This is a genomic window from Pseudomonas sp. SWRI18, assembly GCF_014268345.1.
In the GTDB taxonomy this organism is placed as follows: Bacteria; Pseudomonadota; Gammaproteobacteria; order Pseudomonadales; family Pseudomonadaceae; genus Aquipseudomonas; species Aquipseudomonas cedrina.
Genome location: NZ_JACCQQ010000009.1, coordinates 45500 through 66109, shown reverse-complemented (window position 1 = coordinate 66109; position 20610 = coordinate 45500). Strand labels below are relative to the sequence as shown.

Here is a 20610-nt window from a genome sequence, read left to right as displayed (position 1 = left end):
ATGTCGTTGTCTTTGGAAAACCCTTCTTCGTACTACACCATGACCCGTAAATACGACCTGCACTATCGCGACCTCGAAAGCGATATCGAGGCTGAGGTCGTGATCATCGGGGGCGGTTTTTCGGGTATCAACACGGCGCTTGAGCTGGCCGAGCGGGGTATCACCAACGTGGTGGTGCTGGAAGCCAATTACCTGGGCTTCGGCGGTTCGGGTCGCAACGGCGGCCACGTGATGGCGGGCATCGGCCATGACCTGGAGAATATCGAAAAGGACGTCGGCCCCGAGGGGCTCAAGGCGATTTTCGAGATCAGCGACCTGGGCGCGAGTCTGATCAAGCAACGTATCGCGCGGTATGACATCCAGGCGGATTTCCGGCACGGTTACGGTTACATGGGGTTCAACAAGCGTCAGGGCAAACTCTTGCAGTCCTGGGCCAAAGACTTCCAGAGCTTGAACCCGGATCAGGAAATCACTTACCTGGAAGGTTCAGAGGTGCGCAGTATTGTCGGGGCAGATATCTACACCTGTGCGCTCAAGCATATGGGCAATGGGCATATCCATTCGCTGAACCTGCTGCTGGGGCAGGCGCAGGCCTTTACTGAAATCCATGGTGGCCGGATTTTCGAGCAGTCCCCGGTGCTTGAGGTGAACTATGGAGCCAAGATCACCGTGCGCACGGCGAAAGGTTCGGTCAAGGCCGACAAACTGCTGTTTGCATGCGGGGCCTTCCTCAACAAGCTGGACCGCTCGCTCGACAACTCCACCATCAACGTCTACGCATTCAATACGGTCACCGAGCCGCTGACCAATGAATTGATCGAGCGCATCAGCCCGATCCGTGGCGCCTTCAGCGATATCACGCCGATCATCGATTATTACCGGATCACGGCGGATAACCGGTTGATGTACGGCACCGCCGGCATGCTGCTTGAGTATGTCCCGCTGGACCTGAAGGCGTGGAACCACAAAAAGATGCTGAGACTGTTTCCCTACCTCGCCACGACCAAAATCGATTTGGCCTGGGGTGGCCCGATGGATTGCTCATTGAACCTATTCCCGCAGGTCGGCACGTTGGACGAGCATCCGAATGTGTTCTATGTGCAGGGCTATTCCGGGTTCGGGGTCACCCCCAGCCAGGTGATCGCCAGGGTCATCGCCGACGGCATGAGCGGTGGCTCGCCCGCCTGGGATGCGATGAGTTCGATTCCACGCAAGCGTATTTTCGGCAAGGACCGTTTCAGGGCAGTGCTGTGCTCCCTGGGCAAGGTTTCTCGCCAACTCAATGCCTACCGTGTAGGCCGTCGTTAAATAAACATTGTTTATCAAGCCGGGATACCTCAATGAAAACTACAAAAACAAATCCGATCGATAAAACTTCCGTCTACCTCTGTGCAGGGTTGGTCTCAGGGGCGGGCGCACTGTTATTGAACGTGCTACCGGTGCTGTTTGGAGCGTTTGCCGAGCGATTCGGGCTCGGCGAGCACCAACTGGGTAACCTCGCGATGGCCATGAACCTGGGGTTTGGCGCGTTCGGGCTGGCGTCATTGCTGTGGATCCACCGACTCAGCTGGCGGGTTATTTCAGCGCTGTCGTCGGCGCTGGTGGTGGGCGCGGTGTTATGTGTTCTGCGTGACCCTTCCTATGAAATGCTGCTGGTGATCATGGCCTTGGCGGGCGCCGGAACAGGCGCCTTGTATGCCCTGGCCATGACGATTTTCGGTGACAGCTCCCAGCCCGAACGTGCGTTTGGTTTCAAGCTGGGTATCGAGACGGTACCGGGCGCCTTCCTGCTCATCCTGCTGCCGGTGGCGGTGGCGCCGGTGTGGGGTTTTGAAGGCATGTTGATCACCATCGCCCTTGCCATGGTGGTGATGGGCATTCTGCCGCTGCCCTGGGTGCCGCGCCGTAGCGAGCGCCAATTGGATGCGTCCGATGCTGCTGTGCAGATTCCCAGCACCGAAAGTCGCGCCATCGTATGGTTGAGTCTGGTAGCCAGCCTGGTTTTCCTGACCGGCATCATGTCGGTGTGGGCGTTCCTCGAACTGATGGGGAAAAAGACCGGGCTGAGCTCCGATACCATCGGCATGGTGCTGGCGCTGGGCTTTTTGATCAATGCAGGCGGTGGTTTCATCGCGTCGGCGATCGGCCTGAAGGTGGGGCGCTTCATGCCGGTGGCAGTGATCATCCTCGCGGAGTTGCTGGGCCTGGTGGCGCTGGCACAGTTCTCCTCTCTGACGACCTATGTCGTGGGGGTTATCTGCTTTCTGTTTTCGATCAGCTTCGTGCTGGCTTACACCTTTGGCGTCATGGCCGAGTTCGACCTGTCGGGCAAGCTTGTCGCGCTGGGCGCGCTGTGCCTGTCTCTCGGTGCTGCATTCGGGCCGGCCATTGGCGGGTTCCTGATCGAGGCGTTTGGCTACTCGGCGGTATTGGTGTTCTCTGGAGCCTGTTCGGTGGCGGTCCTGGCCATCTATGGTGCTGCGGTGTTGAGAGCTCAACTGGCGTTCAATCGCGCCAGGGATTCAGACACCGCGGTCATGTCCAGGCTGTAAGACAGGTGACAAGCTGTTATTGCGCGCGCACCGCGTTGTTGCGCTGAGCGTCGACGAACGCCGCCAGGCGTTCGCTGGCGGTGGCGTAATCATCCTTGTCCGCCAGGGCAAACGCTTCAACCTGGACGTTCTCCTGGTGCAACACATACTGGTAGAAACCCTCATGCCGCGCAGGCACCCGCGCGGCATCGGCATTGATCTCTTTGTAGTACTCTCCGGTGGCCTGCGCCATGGTCTTGATCATGCGCTTGGGCGCCAGCCAGTAGTACAACGCCGCTGACTGACCTTTGAGCCATGCGCTGAAGCGATTGGGCTTCACGCGCAATTGCAGGGTCGGTGCTGCATAGACCTCCTCATTCAATGTCTCAAGCGCTTGATAGCTGCTCCAGAATTGCCTGGCCGCCTGCGGCTGATCCCGATTCAGAATGGCTTCGATGGCGTAGCGAGCCGTGGCTCGGTTGGTGATTTCCTTCTGCATCAGCGCCGCAAATGCGGTTTCATCGGCTTTTGAATTCATATTCGTCTCGGCAAGTACAGGTGTGCATGTCAGGGATAACGTCACTAAAGCGATCTTGAACATGGGGCATCCTGGGTGATGGAAAGAGGGTCTGGCCATTGCGCTCAGGTCTTGAACTTCTGCACCAGCGCCTGTTGTTCGGTGGCCAGTTCGTTCAGTTGCTGGCTGATGCTCGCCGAGCGTTCGGCCTGGGTCGACAGCGAGGCCGTGACGTCGCGTACCGCTTCGACGTTGCGATTGATCTCTTCGGCGACACTGCTCTGTTCTTCCGTGGCGCAGGCTATCTGTACGTTCATGTCGGTGATGATGCCGACCGCCTGGCGAATCTGTTCCAGCGCGTCAAGGGCCAGGCGCGCCTCGGTGGCATTGTGTTGGGCCAGGTCATGACTCTGCTGCATCGCCGTCGTCACATCGTGGGTGCCGTTGTGTAGGTTTTCGACCACGGCACCGATCTCTTCGACCGACGCCTGTGTGCGCTGAGCCAGGCTACGGACTTCATCGGCCACCACCGCAAAGCCGCGACCTGCATCACCGGCCCGTGCCGCTTCGATGGCGGCATTGAGGGCGAGCAGGTTGGTCTGCCGAGCGATAGAGAGAATGACTTCCATGACCGTGCCTATCTGTTGACTGCTCGACGACAATGCCTGCAGACGCATCATGCCTTTGCTCATGCCGGCGGCCAGGGCTTGGATGCCCTGGGCCGTGTTTTCGATCACGCGCACCCCATTGCCCGTGGCCTGGTCGGCATGCCGAGCAGCATCCGCTGCCTGCGCGGCGCTCCGGGCGGCATCCTGCGACGTCGCTGACATCTCGTGCAGGGCGGTGGCCATTTGTTCGAACTCGCGAATCTGCTGTTGCATACCGGCATGGGTGCGGCTGGCGACCTGAGCCGACTGGTCGGCCGTCTCGCGCGCGTTATGGACAGCCCCCTGCACCGCTGCGATCACCGGCTGCAATTGATCCAGGAACCGGTCGAAGGCGTTGCACACTCGGCCCAGTTCGTCTCTGGCCGGGTACGCCAAGCGCCGTGTGAGATCGCCTTCGCCATCGGCGATATCCTCCAGCATTCGTGCCACGCGCAGCAGGGGGCGGGTGACGCTGCGGGCCGTCAGCCACATCATTGCGCCCCCCAGTAGCGCCGCCGCAATGCCCAGGGCGAGTTCAAGCAGCAGGCTTCTGACGCGCTGCGTGTGCATCTGGTCCTTCAAGTTGACCACCGGGGCGGCCAAGACGTCTTTTGCGACGGTGACGACCACTCCCCACGGTGTTGCATCGGCAAACGGCCGGATCGGCACGATCACGCTGATTCGTTGCTCATTTTCCAGGGGCCGCACCTGTGCTTCGCGCATAGCCTTGAGCACATCGGCCGCCTGTGCGGGAATTATCGATTGCAACTGCTTGCCCAGTTGCTCCGGATGAAGGCTGTCACCGGCAATTACGCCCGCCGCGCTCACAATCGAAATGCCGCCCTGGCCGTCATAGATACTGGCGCTGGCTTTTTGAGCATTCCGTTGCAAGGTCTCCAGGCTGATGTCCAGGCCCAGCACAGCCACGACTTTACCGTTTTCAATCATCGGTATGGCAATCGTGGTGACCAGCCGCGCCGGCGCGCTTGAAGTGTCGATGTAGGGATCAAGCAGGCAGGCTTTGGCGTGGTCGCGGGCGCAGGTGAAGAAGGTGTTGAACGGCGCGCCACTGGGGCCTGGCGAGGTATCGGCCAAGAGCCTTTCATCGCCCGGGATCATTTCCAGCTTGCCGGGCGAGGGCTGCAGCCAGTACATCGAGAAGCGCCCGCTGTCGTTGCTGGCCAGCGTTGACTGGCCTTTGAATTCCGTATCGTGACCATCCAAGGCGTCGGGTTCGAAGGCAACGAACAGGCCCAGCAATTCGGGGCGTTCGGTAAGTGCCTTTTGCAGTACCTGGGCCAAGTCCTTTCTCAGTGCGCGGGAGGCCGCCGGGCTCTTGTCGGCGCTATCACGCAGGTGCATTACCTGACGACTGAGGCCTTGACCAAACTCGTACGTTTGGCTGAATCCCTGTTGGATGGCCAGGGCCTGGGATTGACCTTCGGCCTGCAGGTTGCCTTGGGCGGCCGTGAGCAACAGCTGGCCCGACGCGCCGAGCATTAAATCCTCACTGGTTTGGCGTTGCTCAAGGGACAGCCCCACAACCAGTGCCAGCACTGCGGCCAGGCAGACGCTTGCCAGCAAGGCGATCTTGTTTTGAATACTCAATACCAGGGTCATGATGTGTTGGATTCCGCAGCGCGTGGTTGATACCACAGGCTATCGGGCTCGGGCTGCAAACTATATGGGCTGGCGCCCTTGCACAAAGGCTTGGCGGCAGCAGACAAAATCATAGCCGTCCAGTGGATTTTTCCACGAGTTGGCGCGCTCTGTGCTTGGTCACTAAAAGTAGACTTTATTGTTACCTTAATCACGTGAAAAGCGCACTAATTTGGAGCGTCTCCCCGGGAGAATATCTATGAATGGTCAAGCGTTGTCGGCATGGAACGAAAGAGTGCATGCGGTCTGCGGTCGTTTCGAAACGCGCTATGACCACTGCCAGAGCCTTTTCATCGGGGATATGAAACAAACGCTGATGGGCAGCACGGCGGTTGCCCACATCCGCAGTAATGCCAATGTGATTGCCAAGGCGGGTCGGGCAAGCGTGCGGGATTCGGCGGGTCGGTGTTTCCTTGTGTTACAGCAGCAAGGTTCAATGGCCCTTGAGCTGGGGGACAGGGTGATTGACCTGCGCGCGGGTGACCTCGCCTTGCTCGACTTTTCCGAGGGCGTGAAAATGACTCCCCAGGGCTTGTTTTCCCATGTATCGATTCCTTTGCCGCGCGAGTTGTTCAAGGGCCTGGACCGTACCCGCTTCGGCAAGCTTTCGACTACGGGGGTCTGTGGTCAACTGCTTGGCACGCTGGTGCGTCAGGTTGCGGGAGGCGAACTGGCGCAGTGGTCTTGCCCGCAGGATGGTGACGGTGTGCAACGAGCATTGGTTGCCTTGCTTGAGTCAGTGCTGGAATACCGCGCCTGCGACCACTCGCCGGGATGGCAATTGCATGAAGTGCAATCGCTCATCCAGCAGCGACTCGACTCACCGCGGCTGTCGCCGGCGTCGTTGTCTGAAGAGTTGGGCATTTCCAACCGCCAGCTCTACAGGCTGTTCGAAGCCAGTGGCGACAGTGTTTGCCGGTACATTCTGCGTGAGCGGTTGTTGAAGGCGGCGCAGGATCTGCGCGACCCCGTTTGCGCGCATCGCTCGATCACCGAGATCGCCAGCTACTGGGGGTTTGCCGACTCGGCGCATTTTTCCAAGACGTTCAAAAAGCAGACGGGGCTGACACCGAGCACCTACAGAAGTCGCGGGCACTGAGCCTGGGGGCGGCGAGCCGCGCGGATGTGACTGCTTTAGTGTCGCATCCTCGCGGCTTTTTGTTGTCCGCGATTTGAGCGCAACCTGGCAATAATTTGCAAAATGCTGTCCAGCACGTCCAATCAATCGGCGCCCAACTGCATCAAAATTTCTGTGTGCCAGTTTAGAAACTGGCCCACAGCGATCTGATCCATTCATTCTTGAAACGGGTGCTCCATGAACAAGAAAATGTCGTCTTCTCTTGTGCTTCTGGCTGCTCTGGCCTGCGGCTCTGCCTACGCACATGCGCAATCGTCCGAACCGTTGCAGGCCATCATTGAGAGCAAGCTGGACGGCATTGCCGCCAGTTGGCCGAAGAAAGATGCCAAGACAGTTGTCGAGCAGGTCTACACCGAGCAGACCCAGATCACCGGCGAAGGGGTAGCGGAGCTTTATCAGGGCAAAGCGCAGCTTACCGGCCTGGTTCAGCATCTGATGGAGGGCTCCAAGAGCACCGTCATACATCTCAATCGCTTGGTGCAACTCAACGATGAGTCCGCCTACACCTGGGTGACGTGGGACGTGACTCCGGCAGGCAACGAGGCCCCCTTCAAGATGAAGAGCCTGTTTGTCTGGAAGAAAGAGCACGGTCATTGGTTCATCGTCGCAGACATGTTTGCCAATGGTGCAATCGCTCAGTGATAGAGGCTTGGTCAACACAATAATAATAACGGTGCGCCGCCGTGCGGCGCGCCAGGGAGCGCGCAAGTCATGAAACCAGGTTTGACGAATGTAATAGGGTGCTGCGTCTGCATCGCGGGGAGTCTTTGGTGCACTGTCGGGCAGGCCTATGTGCTGGTCGATGAGCCCGATCGCAGGTTGTCGCTGGATGTGAGTTCTACCGTGGGCGTTTTCCACAGCCAGAAAAATTATCAACAGTGGGGCAATCGCGCACCGGGGCATTCCAGCTGGCAGGAGGGCTACATCAAGTATGGCTTGAGCGGCAGTTTGACCAGCGATGATCTGGGGTCGGTGTTCGGTACGGTGAACCGCACCGCGTCGGCGACGTGGGGCGATGGTGATGCGGCAGGTTTTACCAATGGCACCGAGCGCACCGATAAATGGGAAGAGGCCTTTGCCGGCTGGCGCTCGGCTGATCTCTTTCCGGCGCTTGGCAAAGACGGTGTGGAAGTTTCCGCCGGCCGGCAGGCGATCCTGCTCGGTGACGGTTTTCTCGTCGCCGGTGACGGCATCAGCGCGGGCAGGGGCGTCGCAGACAACCGTTACAATCGTGGGGGCGGCTATTACATCACGCCTCGCCGTGCATTTGACCAGACTTTCTGGTTGAAGCTCGGTGGTCAGCAGGGACTGCATGGCTCGCTCGGCTGGTTCAAGTCGGACAACCCGATTCAGGCGAAAGTCGAGATGGCGTTTTCCACCCTTGAATACACTGCCGATATGGGAACGATTGGCCTGACATATCTGCATGGGCTTGGGGTTGATCGGAAGTTCGCGAGCGGTATTCAGGCGGACCGCGATGGCATGGATGTCTATAGCTTGCGCGCTACGGGAAATGCCGGCGTACCCGGGCTGTTCCTGTCATCGGAAATCGCTGTGCAAAACACCCGGCGGGGTAATGCCAAGGCGGGTTATGTCGAGGCAGCATGGACCTTCGCCGATCTGCCGGGCAAGCAGACACTGGGGTATCGCTTCAGTCGGTATGGGGTCGAATGGGACTCTCTTCTCTATGGCTTCAGCCGTGGTTACGGTACCTGGTTCCAGGGCGAAGTTGCCGCCAACTATGCAGGACCCTTTGGCGCCAATACCACGATCCAGCAAGTGTACTGGCGCGCGCAGCCGTACGAGACACTCGCGGTGAACGTTCTGGCTTATGATTTTCGTAACCAGCGTACCCGTGGTGCCATTGACAGTTCGGGGCGTGAGCTGGATTTCATCCTGGACTGGTCGGTGACACCCACTATCACGCTGTCGCCCATGCTGGGTCTCTACGACCCGCGCAAAGATGCGGATCATGGCGGCGCGCAGTTGGGGGATGACAAGCTCAATGTGTATAGCGCGGTGTTGATCTCGACCCGGTTCTGATCCTTTAGCCAGTTGAGTGCGGCGGGCCGATGCGTGTCTGCCGTACTCGTTCACAAGTAATGTGGGAGGCCCCGCCAAATCATCAACTTGGCGCTGTCGCGCATCAAACTGGGGCTTCTGTGGCGAGCGGGCTTGCCCCGCGTTGGGGTGCGAAGCGCCCCCAATGAAGACGAATGCGGTGTATCAGACATTCCTCTGCGGTTGGTTTTGGGGCTGCTTCGCAGCCCAACGCGGGGCAAGCCCGCTCGCCACAAGAATGCAGTTGTCTGAAATACTTATGCAAGATTCAAGATTTCAGAATGAAATTTTAACCCTTGAAAAATCAATAGGTTATTTTGAGTTTGATAAGAGCGGGCTTGCTCGCGAATGCGGTTTCTCAGTCAATACATGTGCTGACTGTTTCACCGCATTCGCGAGCAAGCCCGCTCCCACATTTGGATCTCTATCTATCAGGTAGATAGAGATCTGCTTTTGATCTGCCCCACAAGTTTTTTCGTGTCAGTAGCGGATAATCACCGATTTCAGCTCAGTGTAATCGTCGATAAACGCACTGCCGAACTCACGCCCGACACCCGACGCCTTCATCCCGCCAAACGGCACGCTGGGGTCGACGAAGGTGTGCATGTTGACCCACACCGTGCCCGCTTCGATTTGCGGGATCAGGCGCAAGGCCTTGGACAGGTCGTTGGTCCAGATACTGGCGGTGAGGCCGAACGGGCTGTCGTTCATCAGCTCGACTAATTCTTCTTCATCGTCGAACGCCAGCACGCACACCACCGGGCCGAAGGTTTCCTCGTGCAGCAGCGGGTCGTCCTTGCCGGTGGCCACGATCAGCGTCGGCTCGACGTAGTAACCGGCGCGGTCCACGGCGCGCGCGCCGCACACCACTTGGTTGCTTTGCAGGGCACGCTCGAAAAAACCGAGGATTTTGTCGAAGTGCGGCTTGTTCGACAGCGGGCCGAACTGTGCGTGTTCATCCAGGGGTGAACCGATGATCATCTGCGACAGCATCGCCGCCATCTTCTGTGTCACTTGCTCGACGAGTGAGCGGTGCACGAACAAGCGCTCGGGTGATGCGCACACCTGGCCCTGGTGCACATAAGCCGCTTGTACGAAGCGCGCCACGGCGTCATCGACATTGGCGTCGGCCAACAGCGCGGCGGCGTTCTTGCCGCCCAGCTCCAGGGTCACACGGGTCAGGTCGGCTCCCATGGCGGCCTTGCCCACGGCAATGCCGGTGGGCACCGAGCCGGTGAACGACACCTTGCGCACCTGCGGATGTGCAATCAGTTGCTGACCGACCTGGCCACGGCCGTTGACCACGTTGATCACACCCGCCGGAATCCCGGCCTCAATCGCCAGCTCCGCCAGGCGCAGCAGGGACAGCGGCGTGTATTCGCTGGGTTTGAGCACGACGCAGCAGCCGGTGGTCAGCGCGGCGCCGAGTTTCCACACGCCGATCATCAACGAGAAGTTCCATGGCACGATGGCCGCCACCACGCCGACCGGCTCGCGCAGGGTGTAGGCGCTGTAGTGCTCGCCGTCCATGGAGGGAAACGACGGGGTCATGGTCTGGCCGCCGATTTTGGTCGCCCAGCCCGCGAAGTAACGCAGGAACACTGCGCTCTGGCCCACTTCGATATGCCGCGACAGGTTGATCGATTTGCCGGAACTCACGGTTTCCAGTTGCGCCAGCTCTTCGCCGTTGGCCTCGATCAGATCGGCCAGGCGGTTGAGCAGAACGCCGCGCTGGTAGGGCGTGACCTTTGCCCAGGCGTCCTTGAAGGCGGCGGAGGCGCTGTTGACGGCCAGGTTAACGTCCTCGGCCTGGGCGTCACGCAACTGCGCGACGGTCTCGCCGGTACCGGGGTCGACGATGCCGATGCGTTGCGCCGACGCGCTGGTGTGCACGGCGCCATCGATGAAGTTGGAATGGTCGCGGCCCAGGAAAGCAACGACTGAGGGCAATAAGGCAATGTGCATGGCGGCGCTCCAATGAAGGGTTCGTCGCGCCCGTCGGGCGCTCGAAAGACCTCTGCATTAAAAGCCGATACACGCCTGGCTGCTTGTTCGAGCCTGCCAGGGAATTGGTGATGCGCGACAGGCTGTGTCGCGGCTGGCCTAGGGTTCGCCGAGGTTGTTGAACACCGTTTCGAGCATGCGGTTCAGGCGCTGGATCTGCGCTTCGGTCATGCCGTTGAAACTGCGCTTGAACACATCACCGGTGGCCACTTGGATGCGTTCGATCGCTTCGCGCCCCTGCGCGGTGATGCGCACTTGAGTGACGCGGCCATCGTCCTCGCAGGGCGCGGTGTCCACCAGGCCGTCTTCCTTCATGCGATACACCGTTTTGGTGATGGTGGAAAGCTTGGCGATGGCGTGGGTGGAAATTTCCGAAATACTCGACTGGCCGTTCTCCTTGAGGATGAACAACACCCGCCAGCGCGGGATGTCCAGGCCGATTTTCTTCAGGGCCTTTTCCATGTACTGGCTGTAGCGGCCATGCACCATGGCGAGCCAGTAGAACGGAAAATCTTCTTTGTGAAAGTCTTCACTGCCGGGGTCGTAGCGGCCTGCGTGTTTTTTTGGTGGGCTCATGATGTGCTCATGTCGAGGGAGGCGAGCAATCATAGACTTTTCTCGTGAATTGGGCACGGTTATTGATCTGTGCGGTCCAGGCCGACAGTCAGAAATATAATTGACAATTCACGTAATATTCGGTGAGTGTGAAAAAGGAAAGGGCGCATCGGGCGTCCCCATTCCTTAATTCGCACTGAAGGTAACGTGACATGACCCTGGTGATTGAACAGCTTTCCCTTGGCGGCGATGGGCCGACCGTAATGGTCAAGGACACCATCGATATCGCCGGCCTGCCTACCCGTGCCTCGAGCCAGGCCCTGGACGACGCGGCGCCGGCCACCGCCCACGCCGATGTGGTGCAGGCCCTGCTGGACAAGGGCTGCCGCCTGGTGGCCAAGACCAGCCTGCACGAGCTGGCATTCGGCACCACAGGGATCAATCACTGGGCCGGCACCGCGCCGAACCCGCGTTTTCCCGGGCGTATTCCTGGCGGTTCCTCCAGCGGTTCGGCAGCCGCCGTGGCCGCCGGGCTGACGGATTTCTCCCTGGGCACGGACACGGGCGGCTCGGTACGCATTCCCGCCTGCTGTTGTGGCGTGTTCGGTTTTAAGCCGACGTTCGGCCGGATCAGCCGCCGTGGCGTGATGCCGACGCACAGCAGCCTTGATTGCGTCGGCCCGTTTGCCGCGAGCCTGCCGATGCTGGTCACGGCCATGCAGGCAATCGACCCTGCCTTCAAGCCGGCACCGGCGCCGGCCGCGCCGCGCCTGGGCATTGTGAGCGTGCAGGCCAGCGCAGCGGTACAGCGCGTGATCGACGCGACCATCGCTGGCAGCCGACTGCCCACCGAAACCCTCACGCTGCCCAGCCTCAAGGCGGCCTATGACGCCGGCATGGTGGTGATCAACCGCGAGACCTTCAATGCCTGCGGGCACCTGCTGGACACCGGCAAGGTGGGCGCCGACATCGCCGCGCGCCTGGCGGCCGCCGGCAACACCACGGCGGCCGCGCTGGCCGAGGCCGAGCAGGTGCGCCTGCGCTTCACCGCCGAGGTCGATGCGGCGCTGCAGCAGGTCGATGTGCTGGTGCTGCCGACCATGCCGGAGTTCCCGTTGACCCTGGCCGAGGCGACCGACACCCAGGCAGTGCTGGGCATGACTGCTTTCGTGCGCCCGTTCAACCTGTCGGGGCACCCGGCGTTGAGCATCCCGTTGGCCAGTGCCGAGGGCCTGCCGGTTGGCCTGCAATTGGTCGGGGCCAAGGGCGCGGATGAGCAACTGCTGGCCATCGCCGGTCGCCTGCTTGAGCGCCTGTATAGCGGGCATGAGGTGTGAGATGAGCACAACCATTCCCCGCCTGGACCTGGAACAACGCCTGCGCCGTTTTGAAATCCAGGACAGCGCGCGCGCCTGCATGAACCGCTACATGGTGCTGTGTGATGCCCTGGACGCCCACACGCCGCTCGACGAACTGGCCGGCCTGTTCACCGAGGATGCGGTGTGGGAGGGCAAGGGCGCCAGGTACGCCCAAAGCTTCGGTGGCTATCGCGGGCGCGCAGCCATTGCCGCGATGTTCGCCGGCTACATGAAAACCCCGGCGCACTTTGCCCTGAACGTGCACTTTCTGACCAGCGAGCTGATTGAGGTGCGGGCCGACACCGTGCTCGGCAGCTGGGTGATGTTGCAGACCTCCACCTTCGCCAGCGGCGTTTCCCATCTCAACGCCGCGCGCCTGAGCGTGCGCTTTGCCGAGGAAGACGGGCAGTGGCGCATGGCGCATTTCCAGACCGAAAACCTGTTCAGCCGCCCGGTGCAGGCATGGAACAGCGATGCCGAGCTGCCGGTGCCCAAGCCTGCCGCACAGTGAGCGATAGCGCTCACGGATAACCCCTGACTTTCATGTTCCGCGACTGCCGATAACGGCGGTCGCGCTGTGCGCGTGGCGCCTGGAGATTGCTGTGAAACTGTTCGAATTGTTGACCTTCACCCTGCGTGTACGCACTGTGCCGCAAGCCTTGCCGCGTCTGGAGCAGAGCTTGCGCGAGGCGGGCGAGGGCGTGCATTTGATGGGCTGCTGGGTGTCGGAAATCGGCTCGCAGAATCGTATCGCGGTGCTGCGCGGGTTCGACGATGGCGGCTGCCGAGAACGCGAACGCGAGCGCTATCTGCTGGCGTCCGATGGCTTTGCGATTGGTGAATATCTGCTTGAACAGCAAGTGGATGATTACAGCGCCTTCGACTTTGTCGAACCGCTGCCTCCCGGGGTTCATGGCCCGTTCTATGAGTTACGCGAATACAACCTCGTGCCCAGCGGGCTGGTACCGACGTTGCGCGGTTGGGGCAAGGCCGTGGAGCGGCGCACCGGGCCGGACTATTCCCAGGTGTATGCCGCTTTCTATGCCACCAGCGGGCAGATTCCGCGCTATCTGCACATCTGGCCCTACAACTCGCTGGAGCAGCGTCTTGAAGTGCGCACCCGCGCCGTGGCCGAAGGCGCCTGGCCGCCGGAAAATTCCGCGCCGCAACTGCTGCAGATGCATTCCACGGTGTACCTGCCGGCACCGTTCTCGCCGTTGCGCTGAAAAATGGCACAGATCCAGTGTGGGAGCGGACAAGCCAATTCCCACTTTTTTTGGAAAAAAATAAATTAATCTAAAAAACATCTAGAAGATGTCCAAGGTTCAATCCAGGGCATTGCTCAATAAAAACAGAGGCATAAGCCACTATTTCTTTGTTTTTTCCGCAAGCTTTTACGTGATTAGTGGTGTTTATAAGCACGATAATTCAATTGACAATTCACGTAATTGCGCTCAAATTCTCTCCAACGGCACCCACAAAAACAAAGGTAACCACTATGCCGATCCATCGCCCTCGCTCCGCCCCGCGTCTCAGCTCGACGCTGACTTCCTGCCCAGCCCAATACCGTTTCTGACAACGGAGTTAATCTATGCATTCGCTTAAAAAACCAGCGGTTGGCACGGTGAGCTCGCTTGCCAGTGGCCCCGCCTTCGAAGCCTTGCTTGTCGATGTGCGCGAACGTGCCCGAGCCGGTGAATTCGACGGTCAGCGCCACATTTCGCAGGACGTGATCGAGGCCTTCAAACAGCACGGCGTGTACCGGGCGCTGGTGCCCAAGCGCTTCGGTGGCCTGGAATGTTCGCCGGCCGAGTTCTGCCAGGTGATCGAGCGCATCGCCCAGGCCGACGGCTCTGCCGGCTGGGTCGCCAGTTTCGGCATGAGCCCGGTCTACCTGGCGGCATTGCCGCTCGAGAGCATCGCCAAGGTGTATGCCAACGGTCCGGACGTGGTGTTCGCCGGCGGCATCTTCCCGCCGCAACCGGCTGAAGTGGTCGAGGGCGGTTTTATGGTCAATGGTCGCTGGAAATACTCCAGCGGCTCCCTGGGCTCCGATATCGTCGGTGTCGGCATCGCCCCGAAAAACGGCGATACCTTCGGTCTGCCGCGCATTGCGGTAATACCGCGCAGTGCGATCCGCGTCGACGAAACCTGGGACACCGTCGGCCTGCTGGGTACCGGCAGCCACGACCTGGTCGCCGAAAATGTGCGGGTCAGTGAGGAGTGGACCTTCGTGCGCGGCGGCCTGCCCAACCTGGACGAACCGTTCTTCCGCTACCCATCGCTGTCATTCGCCACCCAGGTGCTCTCGGTGGTTGGTCTCGGCGTGGCGCGTGCCGCACTCGATGCCCTGGCCGACATGGCCAGCGGGCGTGTCTCGGTCACTGGCGCCCCGGCGATTGCCGATCGGCCCCTGGCCCAGGTCGACATTGCCCGGGCGGAAGCCGAGCTGCGTGCCGCGCGGGCGTTCTTCTACGAATCCATCGAACACGCCTGGGATTACGTGCTGGCCGGCGACGCGGTGCCCGTGGCCGCGACCAACCTGCTGCGGTTGTCGTCGACCCATGCCACCCGTGTCGCCGCCGAGGTGGCGCGTACCGCGCAGATGCTCTCGGGCATGAGCGGCGTGTACAACGACAGCCCGCTGGCGCGCTGTGTCAACGACGCCCAAGTGGTGACCCAGCACGCGTTCATGGGCGACATCACCTATCAAAACGCCGGAGCCATGTTCTTCGGCAAACAGCCTTTGCCCGGCTATCTCTAACCGTCGAGGAAATAAAATGAGCGATAAAAAGACCTTGCGCGTGCTGTTCTGCATGGGCATCAACCAGAATTTTTTCGATGCCGCGCGCGATGAGCAATTGCAGGTGTGGGCAGCGTTCAGTGCAATGTGGAACGGTATCCACGACCTCGCCGGCGTCAAGGTGCTGGGCAACATGGATGACGACCAGAGCATGGTCGGGCCTTCCGATGGCTTCCCGTGGACCACTTACCTGCTGGCCGACGTGCCGGACATCGAGGCCGTGCACGCCGCCTGCAACCTGTTTCGCACCACGCCGGTGGGCGATGGCCCTTACAAGCTGTGGCGCTACACCAAGGTTGAAGCCCGGGTTGGGCGCGAGCTGATCATTCAGCGCACTTGATGCCGACGAGGACATTCCCATGAGCAAGCTGATTCCCGCTGTAAACCTTGAGGTCGACCCCGCCGACCTGGTGCAGGCCGACCGCGTCCACACCTCGATGTACACCGACGCACAATTGTTCGACGCCGAGCTGGAAAAGATTTTCTACAGCACCTGGATCTGGGTCGCCCACGCAAGCGAGATTCCCGACAACGGCAGCTACAAGACCACCTATATCGGCAAGCAGCCGGTGATTGTGGTGCGTGACCGCAAGAAAGACGTGCACGTGCTGCTCAACCGCTGCCGCCACCGTGGCGCCACCGTGTGTGAACACAAAAAAGGCAAGACCAACAGCTTCGTCTGCCCGTACCACGGCTGGGGCTATGCGCTCGATGGCTCGCTGCGCGGTATTCCGCACCCGGAGAGCTACGGCGACTGCATCGACAAGGCCGAGCTGCCGCTGGTCAGCCTGCGCACGGAAAGTTATGCCGGCATGATCTTCGCCACCTTCAAGGACGACATCGAGCCGCTGGAGGACTACCTCGGCGCCGCCAGGAAATGGATGGACCTGTTCATGAAACAGGGCGCCGGCTACGGCATCAAGGTCCCGGGCGAGCACCGTTTCCGCTTCCCGGGCAACTGGAAGATCCAGCTGGAAAACACCACCGACGCCTACCACTTCCCGTTGGTGCACAAGAGCTTTCTGTCGTCGGTGGACGAGCAGACCCTTGAGCTGTTCGATTTCGTCAAGGGCCCCGGTTACGTCGAGGACCTGGGCAACGGCCACAGCGTGATGGTGATGATTCCCGACCTGGTCGACCTCGAAGCCGACCTTGATAAGCCCATCCCCGAGCGCTTCGAAGGGCTGGCGGCCGAGCTGCGTGACGAAGGCATCGAGGAGCAGCAGGTGCGCCGCATCGTGCGCGCGGTGGGCGGCACCGGCTTCAATCTCAACCTGTTCCCCAACGTCGCCTGCTCGATGGCGTTTTTCCGGGTGCTGCAACCGATCTCGGTGACCGAGACCGAAATTCACCATTCGGTGATCACCATGGACGGCGGTCCGGCCGTGGCCAACCGTTATCGCCTGCGCCTGCATGAACACTTCCAGGGCCCGATGGGCTTCGGCACGCCGGACGATTCCGAGGCCTGGGAACGGGTACAAAAGGGCGCCAGCGCCGGTGAAGACCTGTGGATCATGCTCAACCGCGGCCTGCCCGGCGAGCAAGCCAGTGCAGACGGGCTGGTATCCGACGTGAGTGCCGAAACCGGTATGCGCGCCGCCTATCAGCAGTGGAAAAAGATGATGTCGGCCTGATCCGTGGAGAACCTTATGAACCTGCAATTACTGCAAGAAGTGACCGCTTTCATCTGGCAGGAAGGCGACATGCTCGACCACGGTGAGTACGAGGGCTGGTTGAAGATGTGGACCGAGAAGGGCACCTACATCATTCCCATTGACCCCAGGGAAACCGACTTCGAGAACACCCTCAACTACGCCTACGACGACCATCATATGCGTGAGCTGCGGGTGCAGCGCCTGACCGGCGGCGAATCGATCTCCACCAGCCCGCAGCCGCGCACCGTGCGCATGCAGTCGCGGTTCCGGGTGTTGGCCGATGACGGCGCGCAGGTGACTGTGCGTTGCGCGCAGAACATCCGTGAGTTCCGCAAGGAAAGCCTGAAGTTCTACAGCGCCGACCTTACCTACCAACTGATCCGCAGCGAGGGGAGCTTCAAGATCCAGCGCAAAGTGATCAGCCTGATCAACAGTGACGATGCCCTTGCCGGTATCGGCTACATCCTTTAAGGAGCGCCGACATGAGCCAGATCGCATTGGTGACCGGCGCGGGCCAGGGCCTGGGGCAGCATTTCTGCGCCAGCCTGCTGCGGGCGGGGTACTCGGTGGTGGTCACCGACCTCAACCTTGCCGCCGCACAAGCCTGCGCCAAACAGTTGGACCCGGCCGGCGAGCGCACGCTGGCGCTGCAACTGGATGCCGGCAGCAAGGCCGATTTCGAAGCGGGCCTGGAGCAGGTGCTGGCGCGTTTCGGCACCCTGCACGTGGCGGTCAATAACGCTGCCGTGACCAAAACCACGCCGCTGATGCAGATCAGCCCCGAGGAATTCGATGCCGTGGTCGGCCTGAACCTGCGCAGCGTGTTCCTCGGCTGCCAGGTGCTGGGCGCGCACATGGCCGAGACCGGTTATGGACGCATCATCAACATGGCTTCCCTGGCCGGGCAGAACGGCGGCACCGCGACCGGCGCGCATTATGCCGCGAGCAAGGGTGGCATCGTGACGCTGACCAAGATCTTCGCCAAGGAGTTCGCCGCACGCGGGGTGACGGTTAACGCTATTGCTCCAGGCCCTATCGAGTCGGCGGCAGTGCGCGCGGCGATTCCGGCCGAGCGTCTGCCGGGCCTGCTGGCCAATATTCCGGTGCAACGCCTGGGCGATGCGGATTTTCTCGGTGACTTGATTGTGCAGTTGGCACGGCCCGAAGCCTATTTCACCACCGGGGCGACCTGGGATGTGAATGGCGGCCTGTTCATGCGCTGACTGATAACGGCCGCCACGGCGGCCTTTGCGAACTCCATGGAATAACGGCCATGACTGAAGAACTGTTGGACGTAGTCGTGCGCAAGCGCGAGCTGCAAGGGGACGGCGTTGTCGTCCTGGACCTGACCCGTCGTGACGGCGCGCCGCTGCCGGTGTTCGATGCCGGTGCGCACGTCGATATCCATATCGGGCCGGGGCTGGTGCGCCAGTACTCACTGTGCAGCAATCCTGCCGACCCTAGCCTGTATCGCCTGGGTGTGCTCAGGGACCCGGCTTCGCGGGGTGGTTCGGTCGGGGTGCACGACACCCTGCTCGAAGGCCGCGAGGTGCAGATCAGTGTGCCGCGTAACCTGTTTCCACTGGCCGCCGGGGCGACGCGTTCTGTGTTGCTGGGTGGCGGTATCGGTGTCACGCCGATGATCGCCATGGCCTATGCGCTGCACACGGCCGGCCAGACCTTCGAACTGCACTACTGCGGGCGTGAGCGTGGGCGCAGTGCGTTCCTCGCGGAACTGGCCAGCGCACCGTTTGCCGCGCAGGTGTTCACCCACTTCGATGACGAAGGGGCCGAGCAGAAGCTCGATCTGGCCAAGGTGCTGGGCAAGGGTGAGGCCGGCGTGCACATGTATACCTGCGGCCCCGCAGGCTTCATGGACTGGGTGATCCAGGGCGCGCGCAAGCAGGGCTACAGCGAGTCGCACATCCACAAGGAATATTTCCAGGTGGACGTGGACAGCTCGGGTGGCAGCTTTGAAGTGGTGGCCGCACGCAGCGGCAAGACTGTGCAAGTGGCCGAAGGGCAGAGCATTCTCGCCGCGCTGGCGCAGGTGGGCATCAAGATCGAGATCTCCTGCGAGCAGGGGGTGTGCGGGACCTGCCTGTGCGACGTGCTCGAAGGCGAGCCGGACCATCGCGACGTGTACCTCACGGACGATGAAAAGGCCGGCAATGACCAAATTCTAGTGTGCTGTTCACGAGCCAAATCCAAAAAACTCGTGCTGGATATCTGAGGGGAACGACCATGGTAGACATAGGCAGCTTTCGCAATGCAATGGCCATGCTCGGCGGCGCCGTGACGGTCATCACCACCGATGGCGAGGCGGGCCGGTTCGGCTTTACCGCCTCGGCGGTGTGCAGCGTCACCGATTCACCGCCCACGCTGTTGGTGTGTATGAATCGATCTTCGCATTCCAACGAGCACTTCAAGCGTAATGGCGCGGTGTGCGTGAACATTCTGCGTGGCGATCACCAGGACATGTCCGGGGCGTTCGCGAACCGGGCGCTGAGCATGGATGAGCGCTTCGCCGTGACGCAGTGGACCACCCTGGAAAGCGGTGCGCCAGTGATGCTCGACGCGCTGGTCAACTTCGATTGCCGTATCGCGCAGGTACACGAAGTGGGATCCCACAGTATTTTCTACTGCGAGATCCAGACCATCCGCCAGGGTGAGGCGGAGGAGGGCCTGGTGTATTTCAACCGCGCCTATCACCGCCTGGGTGAAGCCTCCAAGGCTTGCTGAATGCCACGTTCGCTGGAGGGGCGAACGGCAGCCGAATTCAGACAAACCCGGCCAGAGGAACTCAGATCAATTCTTCCACCAAGTGCAGGCAATGTGTAAGCCCCGGCGACTGGTCATTCACCCGCCGGCTCAGAATGATCGGCGAGGTCGCGGTGGCTTCCACAATCGGCGTATAACCTATATCTGCCCGATGCAGCACCTGCACCGAGGCCGGCACCAGGGTTACGCCCATGCCCGCGCCGACCAGGCCGATGGCGGTTTGCAGTTCGTTGGTCCATTGCGCCACCTTGAGGCTCAGGCCATGGGCGTCGAACAGCGCGATCACGTGGTCGGCATAACTGGGACGCGGGTTGCCTGGGTACAGCACAAAAGGCTCTGTGGCCAATTGGGCGAGGGTGGCGGGGGCGGCGAGCAACGGGTGGCCGGCGGGCAATACGGCGACCAATCGATCTTCCACCAGTACGCGCTGGACGATAGCCGGATCGTCGATGCGGATTCGCCCGAACCCCACATCGATCCGCCCGGCCTTGAGGGCTTCGACCTGCTGCAAGGTGGTCATCTCCGACAGCCCCAATTCCAGCTCCAGCGCCTCGTGGGTGCGCAGCCGCCGAATCAGTTCCGGCAACACGCCATACAGGGTCGACGGCGCAAAGCCGATGCCCAGCCAGGTCTTCTCGCCCTGGCCGATGCGCCGGGTGTTGGCGCATACCTTGTTCAGTTGTTCCAGCAACACATTGGCGTGCTCATAGAAAAACCGCCCGGCCTCGGTCAGCCGCAGCGGTCGACCGCGTTCGAGCAGAATCACCCCCAGCTCATCCTCCAGTTGCTGGATCTGCCGGCTCAAGGGCGGCTGGGCAATGTGCAGGCGTTCGGCGGCGCGGGTGAAGTTAAGGGTTGCCCCCAGCACCTGGAAATAACGCAGATGACGTAATTCCATGAT

General features: G+C 60.9%; 20 protein-coding genes. 15 read left to right on the top strand and 5 right to left on the bottom strand.

Annotation, left to right across the window (positions count from 1 at the left end; translation table 11 throughout):
- A complete protein-coding gene (locus tag H0Z09_RS12340) occupies nt 1-1308 on the top strand; it encodes an FAD-binding oxidoreductase (RefSeq protein ID WP_186690865.1) in 1308 nt (435 codons plus the stop codon).
- A gap of 32 nt (nt 1309-1340) precedes the next feature.
- Entirely contained in the window at nt 1341-2552 is a 1212-nt protein-coding gene (locus tag H0Z09_RS12335) for an MFS transporter (protein WP_238340232.1), read from the top strand.
- Nucleotides 2553-2568: 16 nt separating this feature from the next.
- Here the strand turns inward: H0Z09_RS12335 and H0Z09_RS12330 are convergent, their stop codons facing one another.
- Nucleotides 2569-3069, bottom strand: coding sequence for a hypothetical protein (locus H0Z09_RS12330; protein WP_186690864.1), 501 nt, complete (start codon nt 3067-3069; stop codon nt 2569-2571).
- 104 nt (nt 3070-3173) lie between these two features.
- On the bottom strand, nt 3174-5315 hold the full coding sequence (locus tag H0Z09_RS12325) for a methyl-accepting chemotaxis protein (RefSeq protein WP_186690863.1): 2142 nt from the start codon (nt 5313-5315) through the stop codon (nt 3174-3176).
- 238 nt (nt 5316-5553) lie between these two features.
- On the opposite strand from H0Z09_RS12325, the gene feaR reads away from it, so the two are divergent.
- The 3 genes from feaR to H0Z09_RS12310 all read left to right on the top strand — a co-directional run bounded on the left by feaR (nt 5554) and on the right by H0Z09_RS12310 (nt 8535).
- Nucleotides 5554-6453, top strand: a complete 900-nt coding sequence (gene feaR / locus H0Z09_RS12320; protein WP_186690862.1) for a transcriptional regulator FeaR — start codon at nt 5554-5556, stop codon at nt 6451-6453.
- Between the two features lie 216 nt (nt 6454-6669).
- Nucleotides 6670-7134 carry a DUF4440 domain-containing protein gene (locus tag H0Z09_RS12315; RefSeq protein WP_003172924.1) on the top strand — a complete coding sequence of 155 codons (465 nt, stop codon included), beginning with the start codon at nt 6670-6672 and terminating at the stop codon, nt 7132-7134.
- 69 nt (nt 7135-7203) lie between these two features.
- Nucleotides 7204-8535, top strand: coding sequence for a hypothetical protein (locus tag H0Z09_RS12310; RefSeq protein ID WP_186690861.1), 1332 nt, complete (start codon nt 7204-7206; stop codon nt 8533-8535).
- Nucleotides 8536-9033: 498 nt separating this feature from the next.
- Here the strand turns inward: H0Z09_RS12310 and H0Z09_RS12305 are convergent, their stop codons facing one another.
- Both H0Z09_RS12305 and H0Z09_RS12300 read right to left on the bottom strand, forming a co-directional pair.
- Entirely contained in the window at nt 9034-10518 is a 1485-nt protein-coding gene (locus H0Z09_RS12305) for an aldehyde dehydrogenase family protein (protein ID WP_186690860.1), read from the bottom strand.
- Between the two features lie 138 nt (nt 10519-10656).
- On the bottom strand, nt 10657-11133 hold the full coding sequence (locus H0Z09_RS12300; protein ID WP_186690859.1) for a MarR family transcriptional regulator: 477 nt from the start codon (nt 11131-11133) through the stop codon (nt 10657-10659).
- 191 nt (nt 11134-11324) lie between these two features.
- On the opposite strand from H0Z09_RS12300, the gene H0Z09_RS12295 reads away from it, so the two are divergent.
- The 10 genes from H0Z09_RS12295 to H0Z09_RS12250 all read left to right on the top strand — a co-directional run bounded on the left by H0Z09_RS12295 (nt 11325) and on the right by H0Z09_RS12250 (nt 19670).
- Nucleotides 11325-12449 (top strand): amidase, encoded by a 1125-nt coding sequence (locus H0Z09_RS12295; RefSeq protein ID WP_186690858.1) that lies wholly within the window; start codon nt 11325-11327, stop codon nt 12447-12449.
- 1 nt (nt 12450) lies between these two features.
- Complete coding sequence (locus H0Z09_RS12290) at nt 12451-12981, top strand: nuclear transport factor 2 family protein (RefSeq protein WP_186690857.1); 531 nt, start codon at nt 12451-12453, stop codon at nt 12979-12981.
- Between the two features lie 91 nt (nt 12982-13072).
- Entirely contained in the window at nt 13073-13696 is a 624-nt protein-coding gene (locus H0Z09_RS12285; protein ID WP_186690856.1) for an NIPSNAP family protein, read from the top strand.
- A 365-nt stretch (nt 13697-14061) separates the two neighbouring features.
- Nucleotides 14062-15234 (top strand): indole-3-acetate monooxygenase, encoded by a 1173-nt coding sequence (gene iacA / locus H0Z09_RS12280; RefSeq protein ID WP_186690855.1) that lies wholly within the window; start codon nt 14062-14064, stop codon nt 15232-15234.
- Between the two features lie 16 nt (nt 15235-15250).
- Nucleotides 15251-15613: an IacB protein gene (locus tag H0Z09_RS12275; RefSeq protein WP_186690854.1), complete on the top strand. Its 363-nt coding sequence runs from the start codon at nt 15251-15253 to the stop codon at nt 15611-15613.
- Nucleotides 15614-15632: 19 nt separating this feature from the next.
- Complete coding sequence (locus H0Z09_RS12270) at nt 15633-16907, top strand: aromatic ring-hydroxylating dioxygenase subunit alpha (protein ID WP_186690853.1); 1275 nt, start codon at nt 15633-15635, stop codon at nt 16905-16907.
- Nucleotides 16908-16922: 15 nt separating this feature from the next.
- A complete protein-coding gene (locus H0Z09_RS12265) occupies nt 16923-17399 on the top strand; it encodes an aromatic-ring-hydroxylating dioxygenase subunit beta (RefSeq protein WP_186690852.1) in 477 nt (158 codons plus the stop codon).
- Between the two features lie 11 nt (nt 17400-17410).
- Nucleotides 17411-18151 carry an SDR family NAD(P)-dependent oxidoreductase gene (locus H0Z09_RS12260; RefSeq protein ID WP_186690851.1) on the top strand — a complete coding sequence of 247 codons (741 nt, stop codon included), beginning with the start codon at nt 17411-17413 and terminating at the stop codon, nt 18149-18151.
- Nucleotides 18152-18201: 50 nt separating this feature from the next.
- Entirely contained in the window at nt 18202-19161 is a 960-nt protein-coding gene (locus H0Z09_RS12255; protein WP_186690850.1) for a PDR/VanB family oxidoreductase, read from the top strand.
- A gap of 11 nt (nt 19162-19172) precedes the next feature.
- Nucleotides 19173-19670: a flavin reductase gene (locus H0Z09_RS12250; RefSeq protein ID WP_186690849.1), complete on the top strand. Its 498-nt coding sequence runs from the start codon at nt 19173-19175 to the stop codon at nt 19668-19670.
- Between the two features lie 61 nt (nt 19671-19731).
- On the opposite strand, the gene H0Z09_RS12245 is transcribed toward H0Z09_RS12250, so the two are convergent.
- Nucleotides 19732-20607: a LysR family transcriptional regulator gene (locus H0Z09_RS12245; RefSeq protein ID WP_186690848.1), complete on the bottom strand. Its 876-nt coding sequence runs from the start codon at nt 20605-20607 to the stop codon at nt 19732-19734.
- Nucleotides 20608-20610: the final 3 nt, after the last annotated feature.